The organism is Streptomyces tendae, from assembly GCF_014650435.1.
GTDB classification, from domain to species: domain Bacteria; phylum Actinomycetota; class Actinomycetes; order Streptomycetales; family Streptomycetaceae; genus Streptomyces; species Streptomyces tendae.
The window spans coordinates 25,611-47,782 of sequence record NZ_BMUY01000011.1 but is presented as its reverse complement, the minus strand read 5'-3'; the positions used below and the strand labels follow the sequence as shown (position 1 = coordinate 47,782).

Here is a 22,172-nt window from a genome sequence, read left to right as displayed (position 1 = left end):
GACGCTTGACAGGGGTTGTGGCGCACCTTGACCGGGTCAAGGTGCGCCACGGAGTGGACGGTAAGGCGCAGCGCGGGTGGCTCGCGGAGTCGTTTACGTGTTTCCGATGACTCATCATGTGGAGTGCGTGGCGATCCTCGAACCGGCGGTGAAGGGGTCCTGACCTGCGGTTTTATGCGTGCGCATTATGCAGCGGACTGACGGCCCATCAGGACGAGCGTCAAATGAGCGTCATTTCAGCGTCAAGATATCGCCCGTAACGCCCACACCGCACCAGGCTTGGTAGGGGCCTCTTTGGCGGAGTCCGTCGATGAGCGCCTCGCACAGATTCTTCGCGTCGCCCGCCGAATCGCCGCGAGCCGACACTGGAGGATCTGAAGCCGTACCTGAAGGGCTGGAGCCCTTACGGCCCCGAGCCGCGCCGTTTCGGTTGAGATTCTCACTGAGAGCGCCCGTTCGGCCGTCTGCCGCTCTGGCCAGTTGTGACACCCGGTTGACGCTGGCTTCGACGCGGAGGCTACGAGCAGCGGAACACCGTCGAACGGTGCATCAACCGCCTCAAACAGATGGCGCGGTCTGGTACGAACCGACAAGCTCGCGATCGCCTACCACGCCGCACTCCACCTCGCAGGCATCCTCATCTGGACCCGACGCTGACCAAAGAGACATAGTCTAAAGGGTGTTGCAGAAGGCCGTAATCAGGGCATACCCGTTGTATGGCTGGGGTGTTGAGGGCCGAGCGGGTGTGGGTGGGGTCGTCCGTGGCGGCTGCCGCTGGCCGAGCGGGTGCTGCTGGTGGCGGCGTACTACCGCACGAATCTCACCATGCGGCAGCTGGCCCCGCTGTTCGGTGTCTCGCCGGCGACCGTGTGCCGGGTGATCCAACGGCTCGGTCCGCTGCTCGCGCTCGAGCTGGCCCGCACCTCCCAGGACCCTGTCGAGCGGCTGTGGATCGTGGACGGCACCCTCGTCCCGGTCCGCGACCGCACGGTCGGCGCGTCCTCGCGCAACTACCGGTTCTCGGCCAACGTGCAGGTCATCGTGGATGCCGAGACACGGCTGGTAGTGGCCGCGGCACGTCCGGTGCCCGGTAACACGGCCGACGCGAAAGCCTGGCGTGACTCCGGCCTGGCCGCACACTGGGAAGGCGTGACCGTCCTCGGCGACGGCGCCTACGTCAACACCGGCCTGATCGTCCCGCACCGCAAACGCCCCGGACGCCCCTTGCTCAAGGGCGAGGAAGAGGACGACGCGCAGCATCGCAAGGTCCGCACCCGTGTCGAGTACACCTCCTCCCGGATGAAGAACTACAAGGTCCTTCGCGACTGCCGGCAACGCGGCGACGGCCTCCACCACGCCGTCCAGGCCGTCGCCCGCATCACAACCTCGCCCTCACCGGATGACCACACACGCCCGAACACCGCTCCAACCTGCCTGATCACGGCCTTCTGCAACACCCTTTAGCCGTCCGCAGCCGCCCGCCATCCCGCCTCATCCAGAGCTCTCATGCCACCGCGTACGTCAGGTGTCCGCGCATCGCACTATCACTTCACCGCATCGCCATCGCGAACCTGCCTTGTGCCCCGCTTGATCTTGTGCCCCGCTCGATCCGGCCATCCTGCGGTCGTACTTGCACCTCCAAGATCCTGAATAGGAGAACAGGCATCTCCCCCTCGCTGTGCGTTTTATTCTCACCACAGCACACGGCAAAATTGGGGGCTGCATGCGCTTCATATTCGTCCATGGGACCGGCGTGCGCCGGGAACGCTATGATGACCTGTTCCGGTGGGTACGTGAGGGCTTGGAGGAGCGTTTCCAGGAGGCGGAGGTCGTGCCGTACTACTGGGGTGACACCTTCGGCTCGAGCCTCGGCGCAGGCGGTGCGTCCATCCCGGGAACGGCCACTACCCGTGGCACCGACGATCCTGAAGAGGCCGACGCCGCCGAGTGGTTGCTGCTCCTGACCGACCCACTGTGCGAACTGAGGGTCCTCGCCGCGTTGGGCACCACGGACGACGGGCTCGCGATGCCGGGCCTGCAATCAGCGGGTGACCGGGTCGCCGACGGCCTCCGTAAGTTGCCCAGAGACCTCTCGTGCGGTTCGCACGACGACGATGAACTGACCCGCCTGCTCCAGGACACCGGTCTCCTCGACGGCTACGGTGGCGCGCTGAACGAGGTCGCCGACTCCGATGAGTTCCGTGACGCGTACGCGGTCGTCCAGGACGACGTCTCGGCTGCCGATCTCACCACCGCCGTCAGTCGTGCCGTCGTCGCGCTCCTGCTCGCAGGCGCCGGGGAAGCGGTGGTCTGCACGGGCGACGAACGCGACCGGATGGTCGACCTTCTCAGCGGCTGCATCGGCGGCACGGCGCGAGGGGCTTTGCTCCGGGCTTCCGGTGTGCTCCTCAAACTGGGACAGCGCCTCGCTCCCCAGTCCGTACTGGATCGCAAGCGCGGTGAGGCCACCTCGGCCGGAGCCTCCGCGGTCGGTGACATCCTTCGCTACCAGGCACGCGGTGGCCCGCTCCGCGACCACCTGACCCAGCTCATCGCGGAGAGCCCGGAGCCGCCCGTCGTGATCGGCCACAGCCTCGGCGGCATCGCCCTCGTGGACGCGCTCGCCCTGGCCGCCATCCGTCAGGAGCCCCTGCCCGTACGGCTGCTGGTCACCGTCGGTTCCCAGGCACCGTTCCTCCACGAGCTCGGCGCCCTCGCCGGCCTCCCGCCCGGCGCCACCTTGCCGCCTGACTTCCCCCAGTGGCTGAACATCTACGACCGCAGGGATCTGCTCTCCTACCTGGCCGCGACGGTCTTCCCCGGCGATCCACGGGTGACGGACCACGAGGTGCGCAGCCGTCAGCCCTTCCCCGTGTCGCACAGCGCGTACTGGAAACTCGGTGCCGTCTACGACCGGATCAGTGAGGCTCTGCGGTGATCGACGGCCTCGATCCCAAGAAGGTCTTCGCGCTGGTCGTCGGCATCGAGTCGTACCAGGTCCGCGGCTGGTCGCTTCCCGGCCCGGCAAGGGACGCCCTCCGATTCGCCGACTGGCTCACCGGCACGGCCGGTGTGCCGCAGACGCACGTTCACGTCCTGCTCTCGCCCCTCGCCGAGCAGGAACCCCCGGCACATCCTCCGGCCACGTCGGAGAACGTTCACCGTGCGCTCTTCGAGGAACTACCCGAGTGCGACGGGGATCTCCTGTGGATCTACTGGGCAGGACACGGCTTCCTGGATTTCCGGCGTCAGTTGCTCCTCCCGTGCGCCGATGCCACGATCGCCTTCACCCGCCATCTCAATCTCCAGGCCGCCCTTCGCTGGTGGCAGTCGACGAACGTCCACGGGAAGCGTTTCCGCCGCGTTGTCGCCGTGGGAGACACGTGCCGCGTCGAGGCTCAAAAAGCGCGAATGCTGAGATTCGGCACCAACGAACCCGAAGCCGGGGAATTGACCCCCGAGCGGCGTCAGTTCGTGCTCTATGCGGCACGCGCCGGTGAAGCGGCCAAGAACCAGGCGGATCTGGAGGCCGGCCAGTTCACGGACACGCTTTTGAAGCACCTTCAGGGCCGGCCCGTCGACCAAGTCGTCGAGGGTCTGGTCGACATCGTCAGCGCCGTCCGGACGGACTTCCAAGTCATGCGTGCGAACGGCACGGCGTGGCAGGAGCCCCAGTTCGTCATCAGCGAAGGCTGGGACGGATCGGCCCTCTTCGGCGACCGATGGAGCGACCACACGGGCAGCACCGGATCCGAACCGTCCAGCGCTCCCACCCTCGACCAGGATGCCTGGTCCGAACTCGGGCGCCTCCTTCAAGGCCAGCGGCTGCCCGCATATTCCTACGACGCCTACAGGTGGGCTTTCGAAGCCACTGGCTGCACCGCTCCGCCCGGTGACGAACTCCCGGGGGCCCAGCTTCTGGATGTCGTTCGGGACCTCGACAACCGGCAGGGCAGACGCCTCGACCTCCCGCTCGCCCTGCCCTTCATCCACTTCCTGGCCGCCCGGGCTAGGAAGAGCAATGCCGCCTGGGCCGAAGAAGCCGAAGCCTGGGTGGATCACACCCGCGAACGGCTCGGAGCGGGGACCATCTACGCGCCGCCGGAACCTCCGGCTGAGAGTCCCGCCCTCCACCTGCGGCTGGTGCCCGACGAAAACAACCGGTATTGGACCCGAATTTGGCTCTACCGGAACGAGTTCGAGAGTATCTGGGAGTCCGGTCAGTCGCTGGACCTGCAATCGATCCGGGACGTACTTGGCCAGCAGTTGGCCACCCGCCGCTCGCACCCCCCAACACGTATCGAGTTCCACCTCCCGTACGACCTCCTGGACGAGCCTTTCGAATCCTGGAAAATCCCATGGCGCGGCGGGAGGATGAGAGAACTCGGCTGCTTCTACGACGTGGTGCTGCGCTGTCCCGAGGAACGTCAGGGGCCCGCGGAGGCTCCCTGGTACCGCAAATGGGAGTGGCTGCAGGCCCAGGGCGGCCGGCACCCGCAGGCCGTACGCGAGGTGTGCGACAGTGATGTGTCCGACTATCTGGGCTCCTCGCTCCAGGCGGCTGAGCCGCCCGTGGTTGTCCTCGCCGACGTCAGCGAGCCCATGATCATGGACACCCTGGACGCCGTACTCGATGGAGGCGTGCCGATCGCCATCTGGCGACGGCCGGTCGCCGACCAGGAAGGGACGGCCGAGCGGATCCGCACCGCGCTGGCCGTGGACCCTGGCCCGTTCGAAGTGCACACTCTGCCCGCCAAGCTGCGCACAGCGCGGATCAGGCGGCGTCCCCTGGCACTGATGTGGGACGATCCCGAGCGCATTCCCGAAAGCCAGACGCTCACATCATGAATGAGGACCCCGTGGTGGCATCTGACGTTGTCAAGGACTGGTGGATCTACCGGGGTGCGGGGAGCGCCGCCGAGAAGCAGGCGCGCCTGGCCGAACACCTTCCGCCGTGGCGCTCATTCAAAGGAAAGCCCGACCTCAAGTACACACCGCCCGGCACCTCGGGCGATGCCTGGGAGGAAACCCACCGCCGCGGTGCAGGCTACGTACCCGACGAGGAGGAGCGAGACGCCGTCAACACGGCGCTGTATCTGCGCAGGCCGTTGCTCGTCACCGGCAAGCCGGGCGTGGGCAAGTCGACGCTCGCCCACAGCATTGCCACCGACCTGGAACTCGGCTCGGTACTGCACTGGCCGATCACCAGCCGCAGTTCGCTGCGCGACGGCCTCTACCAGTACGACGCCATCGGGCGACTGCACGACGCCAACCTGCGGCACCTCGACGCGGCCGCCGCGCACACCGAGGACCGGCCTTCCGCCGCCGACGCGGCCCCCCGGCCGGATGCGTCCGGACTCCCGGCGGTCCCCGCGTCCGCCGATCGGCCAGCCGACGGCACCATCGCACCGTATCTACGCCTGGGCCCCCTGGGCACCGCGCTGGTGGCCCAGGAACGACCTCGTGTACTGCTCGTCGACGAGATCGACAAGAGTGACATCGACCTTCCCGGCGATCTGCTCACCGTCTTCGAGGAAGGCGCCTTCGAAATCCCGGAGCTCTCCCGGATCGCCGCCCGCCATCCCAAGGTCAAGATCGGCACACAGGACGCCCCTGAACCGCAGGTCGAGATCGAACGCGGCCGCGTCCAATGCCTCGCCTTCCCCGTCGTCGTCCTGACCAGCAACGGCGAACGCGACTTCCCACCACCGTTCCTGCGACGCTGTATCCAGCTGAACCTGAAGCCGCCGGGCCAGGAAAAGCTCAATCAGATCGTCCGCCAGCGGCTCGCCTTGGAGGAAGGGGCGGACGACGCTCCCTACCGGGACCTCGTCGAGGCATTCCTCGAGCGGCGCGTGGAGGGCGACCTTGCGACCGACCAGCTCCTCAACGCCGTACAGCTCAGACTCAGCGGAGCATGGACGGACGACGGCGACCGAACCAAGTTCCTCAATACCGTCCTGCAACGGCTGACCGGCCCCTTGGCATGATCGAGGATCTATTTGCGGCCTTCGAACAGTCCGGTGCCAACGCCGGAGCCGAGGAACTGGCGGAGATCCTGTGGCTGGCCGCCCGCGTCGACGGCGGCAGCGGTCGCACGCCGGGGTACCCGCAGGACAGGACACATGGTCCGAGCGCCCCTTCGCCCCATGCCCCGGAGTCTTCGTCAGCGCCGTCGACCGCCGGCGATGCGGGGCCATCGGAACAGTTCTACAGCGCCGCCGACATGGCCGACGCTGCGAACAGTGCCGTGCGTGCTGTCGATCTGGTCCGCATCCGGCGTGCCGCATCGCTGCGCGACCCGCTGGACGTGATGCGCGCGCTGCGGCCGCTCGGGCGGCCCACCATCGGGCACGGCGACCTCGCGCAGAGCGAACTCGACGAGGAACTCACCGTCCGCAGCACCATCGAACAGTGCCTGCCCAGCCCGGTCTTCCGTCCCCGCCGCGGCCGCTGGCTCAACCTCGCGCTCGTCATCGACACGCACCACTCGATGCTGCTTTGGCACGACTTGGTGACCGAACTCCGACGGGTCTTCGTCCAGACCGGCATCTTCCGCGACGTGCGGACCTGGCATCTGAGCGGCACAGGCCCCCAGGAGGCCCCTCGTGTGGCAAGAGCCGGAGGCGAGCCACGCAGTGTCCACGAAGTCACCGACCCGTCCGGCCGCCAGCTAGTCCTGGTCGTCACGGACACGGTGGCGGGCGGCTGGAGCACCTCCTCGTTCCACGACGTCCTGCGGCACTGGGCAGCACACAACCCCATTGCCCTGCTCAACGTCCTGCCCCGGCGACTGTGGGACCGCGGGGCCGTCCGGCCTCAGCCGCATCTGGTCAGGGCACCCAGGCCGGCCGCGCCCAACGCGTCCTGGCGGCTGGGACGCGCTGCGGGCGGCCGTCGCCAGCGCCATCGTGCCGCCCTGGCCCAGAGCATCGCGGTCCCCGTCGTCGAGGCGAGCCCCGACGCCATCTCCGCTCTGGCCCGGCTCGTGGGAGGCGGCGGCCTGTGGAGCCGCCTGCCTTGTCTTTCCCTCCCCCGTACACCGAACACCGTGCGTGAGTCCCGGTTCGCGACGCCGGGCCCGCCGGGCCCGGCACGGGAAGGGCCGGCCGTCGCCGATGAGAGCCTTCGCCGCTTCCGGGCCGACGCGTCTCCGCTCTCCCAGGCGCTGGCGGGCTACCTGTCGGCTGTACCACTGAACCTGCCAGTGATGAACCTCGTACGGCAGATCATGCTGCCCGACTCCGACCCCGGACACCTGGCGGAGGTCGTGCTCGGAGGCCTCTTTGAGCCGTGGGAGCACGAAGTGCACACGGGGCTCACGGACCTGGAACGGATGCCGTTCCGCTTCCGTACCGGCATCCGTGAGGCGCTCCTCGGCTCCCAGCGACGCGACGAGGTCACGGCGGTGCAGGAACTCGTACGCCGCGAGATGGGGGCCTTCGTCACCGAGAGCGGCCCCGGTCCGGCCGGTGACTTCCTCGCCGCACGCGGCACTTCGGGCGGCGGCAGCCGGACCCTGGACCGGGACGCCCTGCCGTTCGCCGACCGGACGACCACTCCCAGCCCGGTGGGGCTCCCTGTCCGGAATTTCCCGCGCCCCGACGAGGAGTATCCCCCTACCGGCCTTGAGAGTGCGGACGCCCGGCTCCGCTCAGCCGCCGACCGGGCAGTCGACGGCGCGAGCGGACTTGTGCTGCTGATCGGAGAAAGAGGCTCGGGCAAGACCTCCGCCGTCGGGCGCGTCCTGGACCGGATGCCGGCCGACTGGAGGGTGTGGTCGCCCGACCTTTCCCTCACCCTGACGCAGGGCGCACCCCGTGTCGGCCCCCGCACGGTTGTCGTGCTCGAGGATCTGGAGACATACACGGCCCTTCCGGGCCTCACCATCGAGGACCTCGCGCGCGTCGTGTCCGAACTGGTCGAGAACAGCGGACGGGCCCCTGTCCTCGTGTTAGGCACCATGACCGCCGAGACCTGGCGCGGCCTCGCGGCCATGGCCAATCCTGCCGGCGAGTACGGGAGCTGGACCCCTCTGGTCGCCCAGGCCGAAGTCGTGTCGCTACCGGGCGTCGGCGCCCGACTGCCCTTGCCGATGGGCGAACCCTCGGACGCACGGATCGTCATGATCGCCGACATCTCGATCCCCGCGCGCGCCGGGAGCAGGATCAGGTACCTGGGCACCGGTTACCTGCTGGGGCCCCGGCTGGTCCTAACTGCTGCCCATAACCTGCCCCAACACGCCGTGAAGCGGGGCATCAAGGTCAGCAACAGACGCGGCACCATCACAGCCGAGGGCTGGGCCGATTGCTCCGTTGTGTGGAAGCACGACACCCTCGACGCGGCGCTGCTCCTCGCAGAGGAGGGTCTCGTCGCGTCCGAGACGGACGGCTTCCTCGCCACCCCCCAGTGGGCGCAGCTGACCGATGGCGCGTCACTCGAGTCCTGCCACGTCATCGGTCTCACCCCGCAGAGACCCGATCAACGCCTGAGTGGCCGTGTGCGCGGGAGGTTGCTTGCCACCTCTCCCCGCCCCGGTGTCGCGTACGCATTCGAGACCTCCGCCCCCATCCCGCCTTCCCTCATCACTGCCTTGTCCGGTGCCCCCGCGCTGTGTGACGGATTCCTCCTGGGCTTCAGCCTCGCCGTGGAGCACGTCGAGCGCGCACGCCTGTCGGTCGTGGGGCTCAACACCCTGCTCAACCACAAGGGATTCAGTAACGCCTGCCGCCGCTACCTGGGGGGCGTGCCACGCCTGGTCTCCCTGCCGTCCGCGGCGGCTCGCCCGGACGACGACCACCAGCCAGACACCAGGCCGCACGGACACCAGGCGCCACGAGTCTTCATCTCCTACGCCCACGACACAGCTGTTGTCGAACAGGTCGGCCGGCTGTACCAGTTGCTGGACCGTGAAGGATTCGACGCACGCCTCGACCGGGCGGCTTCTCACCTGTCCCACCGTGACTTGGTGGCGTGGCTGAACGACGAGCTGAGGCTGGCCGACGTGATTCTGATGATCGGCTCACCTGGGTACGAGCACCACACAGGGGAGGCCGAAGCCGACGACATCTACTTGAGGAACCAGGTGACCGAGTGGCTCTTCCGCATCGCTGACGAGGCGCGGAGCCGACTGGTCGTTCCCGTGGTCTTGCCCGGCGGCACTGTCGACGGTCTTCCCGCCTTCCTCGGCAGCCTCAATCCGGTCGTGGTCAACTCCCTTAGCCGGGACGGCATCGCCCCGCTCCTGGCCCGCCTTTCTGAGGCTCGCCCGGGCTCCAGGGACACGGTGGACCAGCCGGTCAGGGCCGAGAGGCAGTACGCGCTGGCTGTCGCGGTCGACCTCAGAATCACGGACCGTACGCTACGGACGGACGCCGAAGCCCTGAGACATGTGCGGACCCTGGTCACGAACATCCTGAGCCCGGACGAGATGCACACCGAGGCCCGGGTGGGTAATAGGGGCCGGGTGGATCTCCTCGCGGTCAAACGCCTGGACCGGATCACTCTGGCCCAACTGCCCGATCGTCTCCTGGAGCTGGAGTCTGCGCTGACGCTCCCGGACGACTCCCAGGACCGCCGTTCCGACGGCGGTGCGGAGGAGCCGCTCAGCGGCAGGGGAGTGGACATCGCCATGACGGTCGTCCCGTGGAACGTGAGGACGGACTTTCCCAGGAAGAAGGCGACTGCCGAGGCGGGCGAGATGCTCACGGCAGACGCCGTCCGGCAGAAGCTACGCCGGTCCACCGGCCAGATGAACGTGGTCCTGTCGAACACGCTCCACGAACAGCTCACCGCCAGTTCCGGGCTTGGGGACCATGAACAGTTCGAAGTGGTCCGGATCCCGTCGACGGGCCCCGTCCTGAAGGTCTGGATCCGTCACGGGGTGCATCACATGCCGACTGTGGCGGCACTCATCCGCGGGGTGGAGGAACTCCGGGCCTTCGAGCGGGAAATGCGGACCCGCGTGAAGTCGTACGCGGAGAGCCTGCAGCATCAGTTGGAGACGCTGGACGGCCTCGGTCCGGACGCCACGCTGCACACAGACCTGGAAAGTTTCAAGCACGAAGCCGAGACCAGACTGATGGCGTATCTGGAGTCGCAGAGCCGCATGCTCTCGGAGCACAGCCTCCCGGCCAAGCTGCGCCCGCTGGACCCGAAGTCCGAAGACCTGCGGCAATTCCACCAGGAATACCGCGGTCGGCTGCTGATCCAGATCGAGGGGATGCATCAGCAGGTGGAGCACCGCCGCGACACACCGCTTCTCGACCTGGTGCCCTTCGCAGCACCCCCAGATGAGCCCTACGAGACCCCCCTGCAGCGCTCACTGGCCGAACTGAACGAGTTTGCGGCTCAGTTGGCCGACCTGACTGTGAAGCCGCCCCGGCCGTCCCCATCACCTAACACGTTGCCCAAGGACGTCACGGAAGGGCGGGGCTAACTGGCCCTAGCGGCCTGCGCGGGCAGCAGATCTGGTTCGGCCCGGCCCTGGCCGGCATCACGGTGACCCTGCGGATCGACGTGAACCGGCTGCACGTCCTGATCGGCGGCGGCCGGCACAAGACCCTGGCCCTCGAAGCTGTCCGGCCGGGACCTCAAGACCCTGCTGGCAGGCGGGGACGCCCGACCCGCCGGACCCTGGGCGGACGATCCCGGACCGGCGCACGACGCGAAGGGGGTGGTGGAGGTGGACCGGACCGTGAACGCGGTCGGCTACGTCGGCCTCGGCGGCGACAAGGTCCTGGTCGGCTGGCCGTTCGCCGGACAGCGGGTCACCCTCCGCCTCGACGGGAAGGTCCTGCAGGTCCTGGACGAGCAGCGTGTCCTGCAGGCCACCCTGCCCAGCCCGCTGCCGCCCTCTGCCTGCAGTCGCCTGCAAGGGGGCCGTCCGGCCGGGCCGCCACCGCTGCTGCCTCCGCCCGGCCAGCAGATCGCCGAGCGGACCGTCAGCAGCGTCGGCGGCTTCATGGTCGCCGGACAGCGCGTCCAGCTCGGCCGCCGCTATGCCCACCAGGTCGTCACCGCCCATCTGGACGAGACATCGATCAGGGTCTTCCACGGCTAGGGCCTGATCACCACCGTCCCGCGTGTCACCAGGAAGGAGGTGGTGGTCCGCAAGTCCGGCGAACACAACCGCCGGAAGATCGTCTAGGGAAGACGTCAAGCATCACCCGACGCCAACCTGTCAATCATCAACTGGGACTCGACACCGGGTGAGCCGGTGCAGCGCCCTACTCACGGCAGCCCCGACCGAGGCACTGTGACATCTCCTTGGGAGGATCTTGGCGGGTTGCGGCCGCTGCATGCCCACACCTCCTGGTCACCGGACATTGTCAGGACCGAACTTATCCAGAAATCCACAGAACAAGAGCCTGTCCCACTCGCAAGGAGCGCCTCGGTCGAGAGTTCCAGGCGATGGAATCCGACTACGTCGATGTGGTCAATGACTCCGAGATCCAGTACCGACGTATCAGTCGCATCGTCCAAGCCATCCCTATCCTGGTGACCTGCGACTATTCGGGTCACCGTCGGCGCCAGAGCGGAGCGCACTGAGATGGGTTGCAACGCCAGGCGAGTTTCGTGCTGTCCTACCTCCATACTCGAGTGGCTTGGGTTCAGGGCCTGTCACCCGCAATCGACGGGCCACACGGGCCGTGCATCCGTGTCCATCGGCCGACTGGGAGGCCACGTGTCAGGGGCCCGGCACTTGAGCTCACTCTTGGTAGCAACGATAAGGGCGGTAGCTGCAGCTGCACCAATGCGGAGGGTCACGCCTCCTGGGGATGAGCACCCTGGGCCGCCGCTCGTTCCTGCTCCGCCGCGTACACCATCTGCTCGAAGCTGGTTACCTGGAAGCCGCTGACCAGCGAACCGTTGAGCGCCCACTTGGGGTCGACGACTACGTCCTGGCCTCGGGTCATGGCCAGCCGCACGAAGCGGTCGAACTGTGCGTCCGTCAGGAGCGCCGACACGGTGAACTCCGGCGGCTCAAGGCCGGCCCGCTCCCAGTTCTTAAGGAAGGAATCGAGAGCCAACGGGTCGGTGAGTAGGGAGATTACGCCTTCGACGACCACCGGGTCTCCGGTCTTGGCGTCCACGAGGTACGCCAGAGGTGCGTAGTACTGCTTGCACTCGGAGAACGCCTCTCCGATGGCCCGGGTGTAGGGCGCGGCCTTGGCGCTCATGCAAGCAATCGGATCATGTCCTTGTTCCAGGAGGAGCGAGTACGGACCCCACTCGGCCCTGCTCGCGGTGTAACAGAACGGATCACCCTCCGCCTGCTGCTTCGCCAGCATGTTGTTCATCTCCTGGGCGGCCTGCGCGGCCCTCTCCGCGGACATGCGCTTCACCTGGCCCCGCGCAGAAACGTAGGTGTTCTGGCCATCCTCCAAGGACATCCGGACGCACCAACTACCGCGGGAGAAGTCGTCGTATTCGGACCGCCAGGTGATGAGACCGCCCTTGACCTGGGACTCCGAGAGACCTCCGAACAGCCACTGTCCTCCCTGAAGTGACGACAGCCACCCGGCGTAGTCGAAGTTCCGCAGCCGATGATGGTCCCGGAGGAACGCTGCGTCGATCACGCCGAGTACGCGGTCGGTCGGCGTACAGCACGCTCGGTGGACCAAACCCAGGTCTTCTGCCTTCCCTTCCTCGTCGACCTCGACAAGCGGTGCTCCGTCCTCGGAGACCGGTTCGCCGCAGTGTCGACAGGCGTAAGGGTCCTCGTGCGCCGCTGCGAGGCCGGCGCAGTGGGCCGCGTGGGTCAGGGCCGCGCTCGACTGGTTGGGATCGTTCGGGAGGTTGGCGGCGAGCAGCACCACCTTTTTGTCTTTGTAGTCGTCGGCGTGGGCTTCCATGTGGCGTTCGCAGCCAGCCCAGGTGGCCCAGCGCCCGACCACGTCCCACTGCTCGATTCCCCCGATCTTCACCTGCCCCGACGAGAACGTGTGGCGCTTCGCGCCCGCCTCGTCGAACCGCTTGACATCGGTGATGATGAAGTCGCACTCGTTATAGGGAGACTTGGCCAGGATTACGTCCCATCCGAAGGGCAGGTCGGCCACGAACTCGGCGGTGATCGGGCCGGGGGAGCGTGTCGGCAGGGTCGGAGACAGGGGGTTGAGGTACTTGCCGAAGCGGTCCTGCACAGCATCCGTGTCGAGGGAATGCCGCTCGCGGGCAAGTGTGATGGCCAGGGTGATCATCATGGACCAGAGGGGGTTGGCGGGGGCCGAGACCTTGCTGCTGAGCACGAGGAGGATTGCGGACTCCTGCGAACCACCCTCACCCAGGTCGAGCGCGCTGATGTGGATCCTCGCCATGATCCGCTGTAGATCGAACGCGGAGATGTCCCTCTGCGTACGGTCACGGTAGTGGAATCTGATGATCTCCTCGGTCTTCGTCAGGACATCCCGCTCCTGCTCGGAGAGCGGCAGACCTTGGCCGCCAGCCGTATTAAGCCGGGCGGCGTTCGTCACCTTCCGCAGTTGCTTGCGGATCCGCCCGGATGCTCCTAGTGACGTAGCGAGGACATAGGCGTCGCCGGGTCGGTTATCCGACACGTATTGCGCGACGAACTGCGCTAGGACGGAACCGAGCTCCGACGCGGGGTCCGGGGACACGCTCAGTGTGTTCTTGGCCTGTACGAAGAGCCGTGTATCCGGGCCGATGACGACCAGGTCGTCGATCTCGTCGGCCGTTTCGAAGCGCAACTCCGTGATCTTGGTCGCTATGGTGGGTCCGAAGGAACCGAATTCGAGCCCACAGAGCATGTGGGCTATGGCCAAAGCGGCGATCCGCTGCTGAAAGTCGACGCCCGAGTGCGTGGCCGCACCCCCGCTGTTGCCCATGTGCCCTCCCTGGTCGAGCATCGGAAAATCTACGTTCATACCGCATCGTGTTGGTGAGGTACGGTCCCTGCACGCGGGCGGAGGGCTGGGTCTCTCGGCGGAAGCGGGCCCGGAACGCTGGGTCCTCGGCCTGCGCGGGGTGGATCACTTTCATAGCGACACGGAGGCCGGCTGGATCGGGTCGTGGCGGGGCTTCGATCAGGTCGAACGGGCCGTCTTCCAGTGGGTCGCCTGGTGCAACGGTGAACGACTCCACTCCGCCCTCGGCTACATCTCATAGGACGAGTACGAACAGTCGCACTGGAAACACCAGGCGGAGGTCCCACAGACCACTTGATCACACGATCGCGGGCTCCATGAAAGTCGAGTCAGCTCAGCTATTCCTCAGGTGCCAGGAGGAATCAGGGTTCGACGCTCGTCCGGGGCGCCATTGAGCAGGTCGCGGTGCGGAACGTCATCTGCCGCATAGTTGTAGCGGGTGGTCAACAGCTCCTTGAACGCCTGCGGGTTGGGGGTCGTCATGGCGGAGCCCAGTTTCCAGCGGCGTTGGGCTACGGCCAGCAGGGTCACGTCCATCTGTGCGCGTAGGCTGTCAGCGGTAAAGGCGTTCAGGGGCAGTGCGGTTGCGTAGTGGCTTTCCGGTGTCTGGAAGAAGCGGGTGGGATAGTCCCGGGGAATGCTGCCCGGGCTGGCCTGCTGCAGTCGCAGGTTAGCGGCGATGTTGGCCAGGGCCAGCAGGATCTGCCAGTCGAGCCATCCTTCCTCGCGCAGTTCCTGCAATCCTGTGCGGGTGTCGGGGGCGGCCAGGATTCGAGGCAGTGTCTCGCTGAGTACATGGGGCAGGTCGGTGTAGTTGTCGCGGATCATGTCGAGTGCTCTGGTGCGGTCGTAGCCAGGGCCCGGTGTCGTGGGCTGGGCGAGTTGCGGGGCGGTGGGCGGCTGGAATGTCGTGTCCGACCACGGCGGCATGGCGGTTTGCCGCAGGGTGTCGTAGTGGGCCTCGGTCAGCAGACCGGCGGCTTCGTCGTAGGGGCGGCCGCTGGTCAGTTTGTGCAGGAGTCCGTGGGCGAATGTCGTCTCCACCAGGGACATGAACGCCTCGGTGGGCCTGGCACTGAGGCGAGCCAGCAGGTGCACCACCGTGGCGGACAGTTCGCGTTCGAAAGCTGTGTGGTCGGTCGAGGCACTGTAAGGGCTGAGGATGACGGTGCAGTCGGCGGCGTGATTGTTGGGCCGGAAGGTGACTCTGTCCCCTCCGCCTAACGGTGTGCCCGTGATTACCCGGACCAGGATGTCCTGGGGGAACAACAGAGGATCGTGCGGGACGAGTTCCGCAAGCGAGATCTGCACCGCGGCGGTGAAACGCTCGGCTGCCAGGACGGTGGCGTGGGTGTTGTCGCACCGGACACGCCATGTCGTGCCCAGGGCTGCGAAGTTCAGATCCCGGTGCGCTCCCACGTCCGAGAACGGTCTTCCGGGGAGCTGGTCGTCTGCGTTCTGGATGAACTGCTGCTCGGTCTGCGTGAAGCTGGGCCGGATCAGCGGGAGGTGTTCGTCCAGGTCGGCCAGGTAGACCGCATCGGTCAGCTCACGCAGGGCCGACATGAGCGCGGGGCGGAACCGCTCTGCGCTGAGCATCACCATGCTGGCGTGGAAATCGAGTTGTTGGATGTAGCCGTGAGAGGGGTAGTCCTCGGGGGTGTCGGCGAACAGGTGGTGGGCCATGAAGGCGAGTCCGCCGAGAGCGAGGGCGTCGCCCCAGTGGCCCGCCGCGTGGGTATGGGTCATGGCTTGGGTCAATGCGGCGGGCAGCAGGTCTTCATGTTCTTGGCCCGCGGGTGAGGCTGCGACGGCGGCGGCGGTCAGCGCGTACTGCCGGGCGGCTTGCTGCAGGTTCAGGTCGCCGTAGATCTTCCCGATCATGTGCATGGTGAGCAGCGCGCCGCGCAGGGTGTCGCCGTGCCACCAGTTGATTTTGACCTGGTGCAGTTCGTGCAGCGCGTCCAGCGGTCTGCCCGCACGCAGGAATGCCATCGCGCGGTCCCGGCAGCGTGCGGCGACACTGCTGTCGCCTGCGAGGTCCGCCTGCGCGGCATCAAGCGCGTCGCGGACCTTCTCGTAGCGAGGGTCTTCGGTGAGGGCGGGTGCGAACATCTGGAACGTGTCGCTCACACCGCTGACCGGGAAGGCACGGGCCTGCGGCAGCAGGTCGACCAGCTGTTCCAGACAGTCCATCGCGTCGGTGACGTCCACCGGGCGGCTGGCCGGGTTGACATCGGGCACGATCTCACCCGCCCGCCGCAGCCGTGTCGTCCCCTGCGGGGTGGGTAGCGTCCCTGCGACCGGGCGTGTGACCTGCGGCCAACGCGGGTGCAGACACAGGCGGGCGGCCACGTCGAGGAGCGACACCTTGCGTACCGGGTAGGCAGCGGCGTCGGTGGCCTCGGTCAAGACGGCCACGCGCTGCCGCAGGCGCAGGTCCAGCTCGCGCAGTTCCTCGGCGTTCGTCGTACTCAGGTGACGCAGCCAGGCGCCGCCCCAGAACAGTAGTAGTTGGCCCGCGTCATCCAGGAGCGCGACACGCTCGGAGGACAGGGCGGCGTCGACGACCCCACGGATATCCGCTTCGACACCGTCCAGGCTATTCTTCCCGCGCAGCATGGCCAGCACTCGTTCGTAGCGCGCCCGCAGGGCGAGCTCTCCGTCCCCGGCGTCGATGAATTCCCCGACGTAGCCGAGCCACTCGGGCAGGTCCACCCGCGCCTCGTCGTCGAAGGGCGCATGTCGCAATCCGTCCCGGACCTCGGACAGGGCTCCCGGCGTCAGACGCTTGCCGGGCCGCTCCCGCAAAGCGGTCAGGGTGGAGCGGTACCAGTCCGGATGTGCCTCGGCCGGCTCGTCCGGGATCATCGCCGACGCCAGATCCAGAAACCGCTGGGCGATCCAGACCAGGTCGCCCTGGGTGAGCATGCCGGCCACAGCCTGTCCGTCGAACACGTCCAAGGCGACGTCGTAGGTATCCCGCGCGTGCTGCTGCAACCGGTGCCGTGCCGCCACCGGGATTTCGTGCACCGCGAAGAAGGCCACCTTGCGCACGGGTTCGCCCCGGCTGCAGATCGACTTCAGGTCGTCGCGGATCTTCCCGTCCAACGGCGGCTTCTGCACGGATGCCGCCAGGACCCAGGGCTCCGTGGTGGCACGCCCGACGAACCCGCCCGCCCCAGGCAACTCGTGTGGCAGGTTTGTGTAGTACGACTCGGCATCACGTCCCTGGTCCCCGCCGGCACTTACCGGACCGGTAGCCGGCACGATGTTGCTGCTCAGCCTGCGCAGCGCAATCTGAAACACGATCTGCTCGAACATGGTGCTCGTTGCGGCCCGCCAACTGCCCAAGCAGAAACTGGATATAGCGTTCGGTCTCAGGGAAAGTCGCCACGCAAGGATTCTCTCCCACACCACTGACAACGGGCGTGCTGTCGGCGGGAACGTCGTGAGCCCCGCGCGGTGGAGTAGCTGCCCACCCACGATCGCGGCGGGCAGACGTGATGCGCGACCGCCTCAGGGCCGAGAGGGCCCGCTGGAGGTCAAGGGTGCGCAGGTTCAAATCCTGTCATCTCGACCATGCTTTACGCAGGTCGGAGGCCGTTCTCTCATCCGGCGGGAGGGCGGCCTTTCGCGCGTCCCGGGGCGTGGTGGTCGCAGCCGTGCGGTCCGGCCCGGACGGCTGGCCGTCTGCTCGGCTCCCCTGAGTACGTGAAAGGCGGTCATGAGAGGTTGAGCCCCGCGTGGTCCCACTGATCGAGCAGCACCTCTGCGGGTAGCGCGCTGCCGTCGGGAGCCAGGCGCTGGACCGGCATGTCGTCCGAGGCGCATGCGAGCAGTTGCTCGGCGACGAGGTGGGGAACGAGCAGCGCTGTGGTGCCGGCCTTCCGGTTGATGGCCACCTGGTAGGTGGCGATGACCGCTGCTTCCCACAAGGTGAGGGGGTCGCGTTCCGGCTCGCTGTGGTGGGTCCGGACGAGGGCGGGCGCCTTCACCGCCACCAGATGCCATGGCGTACTGACGGGACGGCCGGCTTCTTCGCGTGCCTGGCGGATCCAGTCGGCAGTGAGTTGGCGGAAGGCGGCGTGGGCCTCGGTCTTTCCCTTACGGCGACGTCCGAAGGCGTCGCTGACGACGGTGTAGACCGAGAAGCCCTGATCTTCCAGGCGGCGCCAGGACCAGATGGCTCGCCGACTCCACTCGTACCACGCTCGCCGGAAGGTCTTCTCCGCATCCGCTCCCAACCCGGCGAAGCCAGGGTCTGCGGAGAACTTCGGCTCGGGCAGGATACGCACGGCAGCCGCCTCCAGCAGGCGAATCGGCTGCACGAGGGCCGCGAAGGCCCGACGCTCCTCGTCGAGGACCGTGGCGAGGCGACTCTGCAGACTATCGGCCCACGGGGCGAGGAAGGGGTACTCGGACACGGCCTCGTTGCTCCGTGTCAGGTAGGAGTGCAGCCGACGCCAGTGCTCGTGACGTCGGGAGCGGAAGTTGCGGGCGCGGTCGTATCGCTCCCATTCCTCGTCGCGCCCGGCCTCGTCGTCTTCCTCCTCCTCGTCGCCGGATTCAGTGGCGCGGAGCGGGTACTCGCCGGCGGCGAGGGCGATGGCGGCGTCACGTTCGGCCTCAAGGTCCTCCTCGTCCTTGGACTCCCGGTCGAGCCAGATGGCGAGTGAATCCACCTCGCTCACAGCGGCGCCGAGCGCGAGGATGAGGCTGTCTGTGGGCAGAGGCCACCGACAGCTCGCACAGAGCCGCGCCACGGCTTCGCCGAAGGGGACGTCGATCTGGTTCACGGAGGCGGCTGACCGCAGCGGGCGGCACTCGGGGCTTCCGTGGAGCTTGCCCTTGCCTGTCGCCGAGAGGTGGCAGGTGATGAGGATGTCCCGGGTCGGCCCCAGGGGAACCTCAGGTGTGAAGAGGGAACCGAGCATGACATGGCGAAGCTCATCGCGAGTCGAGGTCACGTCGGCAGGCTACGCGCGGGCACTGACAGTCCGCCGGTCAATCTGTCCTCTCCACCCTGCAGTGACCAGAGATGCCAGAGCGGTCCTCACCACCAGCACGGTGATCCTGGGGACCAGTCGGGGACCGCCCGGTACGCGCGGTGGTGCACAATGCATGCTTCCACGCACAACCTGCGCCCGGATTAAGTCCGCTATATCCAGAAAATGTTCTTGACCCCCATTCCTGGGGGTCAAGGGGTCGCAGGTTCAAATCCTGTCGTCCCGACGGTGAAGTACAAGGTCAGAGGGGTCCTTCGGGGCCCCTCTCGGCCGAAACGGGTCACTGACGATCAGCTTCTGGCACGGGACACTAGGATCCCGCCATGGCGGAACCCGTGAGTCCACAACAGGGCAGTGTCAGCAGCGTGTTCGCCGCCCGGCTGAGACCACCGTACAGACGCGGGCGAAGGCGGTTCGTCATCGGCGCGGGAGCCGCTCTGACCGCGGTCGCCACGACGGTCGCCCTCTGTTCCGGGCCCGAGCCCGGTGATCACGCACCGACGGTGGTGTGCTCCGACACCGGCAACACCAGCCTGACCGCCGACTGGACGCGGACGGGCGGCTGGACGAGATACACGACCCCGACCGCTCGGGAGAGGGATCCGTCCTCTTCGGCCGAGACGACGACCGTGTCGAGGTCGGTGTCGGCGAGGCTCTCGGCGTATGGCAGAAGGCCCGTGGCCTGCTGACGTCGGACCTGGAGACCAGAGGCACGTTCGGTGACTTCGACGGCGACGGCTACCTCGATCTGGCGTTGTTCCGCAGCCAGGAGGACAGCGGGGACAGCCCCCGCTCCAACCTGCTCGTGCACGAGGTGCGCTACGGACCGCTCGCCCGGGACCTGAGTGGCAGCCGGAGCGGCACCATCCGCGTTCGGGTCTCGTTCTTCGTCGCCGCGGTGCGTGCGACCGACGAGGACCAGGACGGGCGCGCCGAGCTGCACGTGTTCCAGTCTGCCGGAGACGGGGGCTACACGGAGTACGTCGGCCGTCAGCAGGACGGCGGCCTGACCCTGAGCGAAGCCGGCACCGGCTACTACGGCAAGGGTGACTGGGGCGAACTCCAGCCGGGCTGGAGCGACTTCGGTACCTGCGTGTACACCAGCCCCGAGAGCACGCCGTCGGTCCGGAGAGAGCCTTCGGATCTTCACTGACCGCCGTCCGCCACGGCAGGACGGTCGGCACGCGCGCGGCCGCCACAGCCCTGCCCGGCAGGCGGACACCCTCTTGACGCGTCCCCGGCGCCGTTCGACACTTCCCCAGTAATCCTAGTGATTAGGTAGGGAAACATCCGGGAGAACCATGACCGTCACACCGCTCGTCCCTGCCCCCGCCTTCCGCGGTCGGATCGGCCGCGACCCGAGCAGCGGCCATTACGCCGTGCCGCGCCGCTACCGCCTTCACCTCTCGCCCGGCCACGACGACTGTCTGGGCATCGCCGTCGTGCACCGACTCCTCGGCCTGGACGAGATCTGTCCGGTGACCCTCCTGGACCCGAACCCCGACTGTCCCGACGGCGGATACGCCGCCCTGCGGCCGCTGTACGAGGCGAGCGCCCACCACTACCGGGGCCCGGCCGTCGCACCGGTCCTCAGCGACGGCTGGTCGGGGCGGATCGTGAGCACGCACGCACGCGACATCATGCGCGACCTCGCCCGGTCCTTCACCCCCGCTGCCGGTCCGGTGCTGTATCCCCGCGGTGCGGAGGCGGAGATCGCCGCCGTTGAAGAGCTGTGCGGCCTCGCCGCCGACCCCGCGGCGCTGCCCGGCGTGCTCGAGCTGCTGGAGCGGCGCCTGACCACCCACTCCCACGTCGTCGGCGACCGGCTCACCGCCGCCGACATCGAGGTGTGGGCTGCCCTCGTCCGACACGACGCCGCCCGGCTCGCGGACGGCCACCCCGCCCTGAGGACCCACGTACGGCGTCTGACCGACCACCCGGCCTTCGGCCGCCACCTCGCCGACCGCGCCGCCTGACGGGACGAGACTTCCGGAAGTCGCCGTGCCCGCCGCCCCCCAGCGGCGGACACGGCGTGTGCCGCGGCGCGCGTCGCCCTCCCCCGAAGGCGGCGCACACCGCGGCCGGCCCCCGGCGCCGGTCCGTGGCCACGGCGCACGGGTGCTCGTGAGCCGAGCGGTCACCAGTACATGACCGCCGTCTCGCCCGCACCCCACGAGGAGTACAGGCGCACCCGGACGACATAGCGGCGGCCCTTGACGAAACGGGCCCTGATCGTGGCGTTGCGGGGGCTTCCCCCGTCGTCCTGTCCGACGAAGTAGCGGGGCACGCCGTCCCGCTCCTCGAAGACGACGACGACGGCGTCGCTGTCACCGAAGGTGCCCACGGTGTACTCGCGGGTCTCCGGCGGATCCACACGGAAGTCGGCCTGCTCGCCGGGCCCGAGACCCAGGGGCACCGAACGGAACGGCACCAGCGGACCCGGCCGGCCGGTGGGCGGGTACCAGCGCAGGGCGAACTCCTTGTCGGCGGCGGAGAGCGTACCGGGCGGGCGCAGGCCGGAACGGTAGTGCTCGGGTTCCAGTATCAGCCCCGACGAGAAGGGGTACTCCATGATCGACTGCGGGTCCCAGACCGGACCGTTGGCCTCGTCGCCGTCGAGCTTGCGCAGGATGTTCTGGAAGGTCCGCTCCCGGCTCCAGTGGTTGGGCGGGCCCGCCAGCTCGGCGTAGACGGCCTCGTCGTCCCAGAGGATGCCCGCGAACGGACTCTGGTGCTCGTGCAGCATGCCGAGCGCGTGCCCGATCTGGTGCAGGGCCGTCGCTCGCTCACCCGGTGCGGTCAGGTCCCAGCCGAAGTTCATCGTACGGTCGTTGAGACCGACCCGCAGCGCGTCCTTGCCCACCGCCGACCAGGACCCGTCGCCGGGCTGGAAGCCGATGCGCAGCTCCGCCTCCGATCGGTCGCGGACCTCCACGAGGTCGAGGCCGATGCCGAGGTCGCGCCACTCCCGGAAGCAGTCGCGGACCACGTCCCGCTGCTCCTCGGTCCCCACCCACGACCCCCGCCGGGGCCGTCCGGAGCCCGGCATCGGGACCACCGAGGCATCGGTGTCGCCCCCGAGGAAGCAGTAGTGCAGCACGGTCCCGTTGACCCACATCCGCTGCCCGCCGACGAGCGCGGCGACGCGCTCGGCGGCCAGCCCCGGCGCGAGCACGGGGGCGGGCTGCTGCGCGAGCGAGCAGTAGCGTGCGGTCATGGGCATCAGGGTGCCGTCCGGCCCGGCCCCGGCGCCTGAGTCAGGGGGTACTCAAGTCAC

10 protein-coding genes, 1 tRNA gene and 3 pseudogenes are annotated in these 22,172 nt (G+C 67.9%); 10 read left to right on the top strand and 4 right to left on the bottom strand.

Translation table 11 applies throughout. The features are described 5' to 3' along the window. Nucleotides 1–518: 518 nt before the first annotated feature. The 7 genes and pseudogenes from IE258_RS27250 to IE258_RS27220 all read left to right on the top strand — a co-directional run. Nucleotides 519–657: pseudogene (locus IE258_RS27250) on the top strand (IS5/IS1182 family transposase); the annotation flags it as partial. Between the two features lie 75 nt (nt 658–732). Next, a pseudogene (locus IE258_RS27245) lies at nt 733–1,403 on the top strand (transposase family protein); the annotation flags it as partial. Between the two features lie 398 nt (nt 1,404–1,801). Further along, nucleotides 1,802–2,938: an alpha/beta fold hydrolase gene (locus IE258_RS27240; protein WP_189747707.1), complete on the top strand. Its 1,137-nt coding sequence runs from the start codon at nt 1,802–1,804 to the stop codon at nt 2,936–2,938. Continuing rightward, complete coding sequence (locus IE258_RS27235) at nt 2,935–4,848, top strand: VMAP-C domain-containing protein (RefSeq protein ID WP_189747705.1); 1,914 nt, start codon at nt 2,935–2,937, stop codon at nt 4,846–4,848. Before IE258_RS27240 ends, IE258_RS27235 begins: the two co-directional genes overlap by 4 nt. Beyond that, nucleotides 4,845–5,990: an AAA family ATPase gene (locus IE258_RS27230; RefSeq protein WP_189747703.1), complete on the top strand. Its 1,146-nt coding sequence runs from the start codon at nt 4,845–4,847 to the stop codon at nt 5,988–5,990. Before IE258_RS27235 ends, IE258_RS27230 begins: the two co-directional genes overlap by 4 nt. Continuing rightward, nucleotides 5,987–10,438 (top strand): SAV_2336 N-terminal domain-related protein, encoded by a 4,452-nt coding sequence (locus IE258_RS41935; RefSeq protein WP_189747701.1) that lies wholly within the window; start codon nt 5,987–5,989, stop codon nt 10,436–10,438. The genes IE258_RS27230 and IE258_RS41935 overlap by 4 nt, the downstream gene beginning before the upstream one ends. Continuing rightward, a pseudogene (locus IE258_RS27220) lies at nt 10,438–11,149 on the top strand (IS481 family transposase); the annotation flags it as partial. The gene IE258_RS41935 and the pseudogene IE258_RS27220, both read left to right, overlap by 1 nt. 616 nt (nt 11,150–11,765) lie before the next feature. Here IE258_RS27220 and IE258_RS27215 read toward each other — a convergent pair. Next, nucleotides 11,766–13,847 carry a hypothetical protein gene (locus tag IE258_RS27215; protein WP_189747699.1) on the bottom strand — a complete coding sequence of 694 codons (2,082 nt, stop codon included), beginning with the start codon at nt 13,845–13,847 and terminating at the stop codon, nt 11,766–11,768. A 384-nt stretch (nt 13,848–14,231) separates the two neighbouring features. After that, nucleotides 14,232–17,210: a hypothetical protein gene (locus IE258_RS27210; protein WP_189747697.1), complete on the bottom strand. Its 2,979-nt coding sequence runs from the start codon at nt 17,208–17,210 to the stop codon at nt 14,232–14,234. Nucleotides 17,211–17,397: 187 nt separating this feature from the next. On the opposite strand from IE258_RS27210, the gene IE258_RS27205 reads away from it, so the two are divergent. Then, a tRNA-OTHER gene (locus IE258_RS27205) sits at nt 17,398–17,469 on the top strand. Between the two features lie 142 nt (nt 17,470–17,611). On the opposite strand, the gene IE258_RS27200 is transcribed toward IE258_RS27205, so the two are convergent. Further along, nucleotides 17,612–18,856, bottom strand: a complete 1,245-nt coding sequence (locus IE258_RS27200; RefSeq protein ID WP_189747695.1) for a hypothetical protein — start codon at nt 18,854–18,856, stop codon at nt 17,612–17,614. Between the two features lie 547 nt (nt 18,857–19,403). Here IE258_RS27200 and IE258_RS27195 point away from each other — a divergent pair. Both IE258_RS27195 and IE258_RS27190 read left to right on the top strand, forming a co-directional pair. Continuing rightward, on the top strand, nt 19,404–20,048 hold the full coding sequence (locus IE258_RS27195) for a hypothetical protein (RefSeq protein ID WP_189747693.1): 645 nt from the start codon (nt 19,404–19,406) through the stop codon (nt 20,046–20,048). Nucleotides 20,049–20,196: 148 nt separating this feature from the next. Next, nucleotides 20,197–20,871 carry a glutathione S-transferase C-terminal domain-containing protein gene (locus IE258_RS27190; protein ID WP_189747691.1) on the top strand — a complete coding sequence of 225 codons (675 nt, stop codon included), beginning with the start codon at nt 20,197–20,199 and terminating at the stop codon, nt 20,869–20,871. Nucleotides 20,872–21,032: 161 nt separating this feature from the next. On the opposite strand, the gene absR1 is transcribed toward IE258_RS27190, so the two are convergent. Next, nucleotides 21,033–22,112, bottom strand: coding sequence for a beta-glucuronidase AbsR1 (absR1, locus tag IE258_RS27185; protein WP_189747689.1), 1,080 nt, complete (start codon nt 22,110–22,112; stop codon nt 21,033–21,035). Nucleotides 22,113–22,172: the final 60 nt, after the last annotated feature.

What these genes read in the sequence shown, in the direction of transcription:
- IE258_RS27190 (WP_189747691.1), top strand. Translation starts at nt 20,197, where the DNA reads ATGACCGTCACACCGCTCGTCCCTGCCCCCGCCTTCCGCGGTCGGATC.
- IE258_RS27210 (WP_189747697.1), bottom strand. Translation starts at nt 17,210, where the DNA reads ATGTTCGAGCAGATCGTGTTTCAGATTGCGCTGCGCAGGCTGAGCAGC.
- IE258_RS41935 (WP_189747701.1), top strand. Translation starts at nt 5,987, where the DNA reads ATGATCGAGGATCTATTTGCGGCCTTCGAACAGTCCGGTGCCAACGCC.
- IE258_RS27230 (WP_189747703.1), top strand. Translation starts at nt 4,845, where the DNA reads ATGAATGAGGACCCCGTGGTGGCATCTGACGTTGTCAAGGACTGGTGG.
- IE258_RS27215 (WP_189747699.1), bottom strand. Translation starts at nt 13,847, where the DNA reads ATGGGCAACAGCGGGGGTGCGGCCACGCACTCGGGCGTCGACTTTCAG.
- absR1 (WP_189747689.1), bottom strand. Translation starts at nt 22,112, where the DNA reads ATGACCGCACGCTACTGCTCGCTCGCGCAGCAGCCCGCCCCCGTGCTC.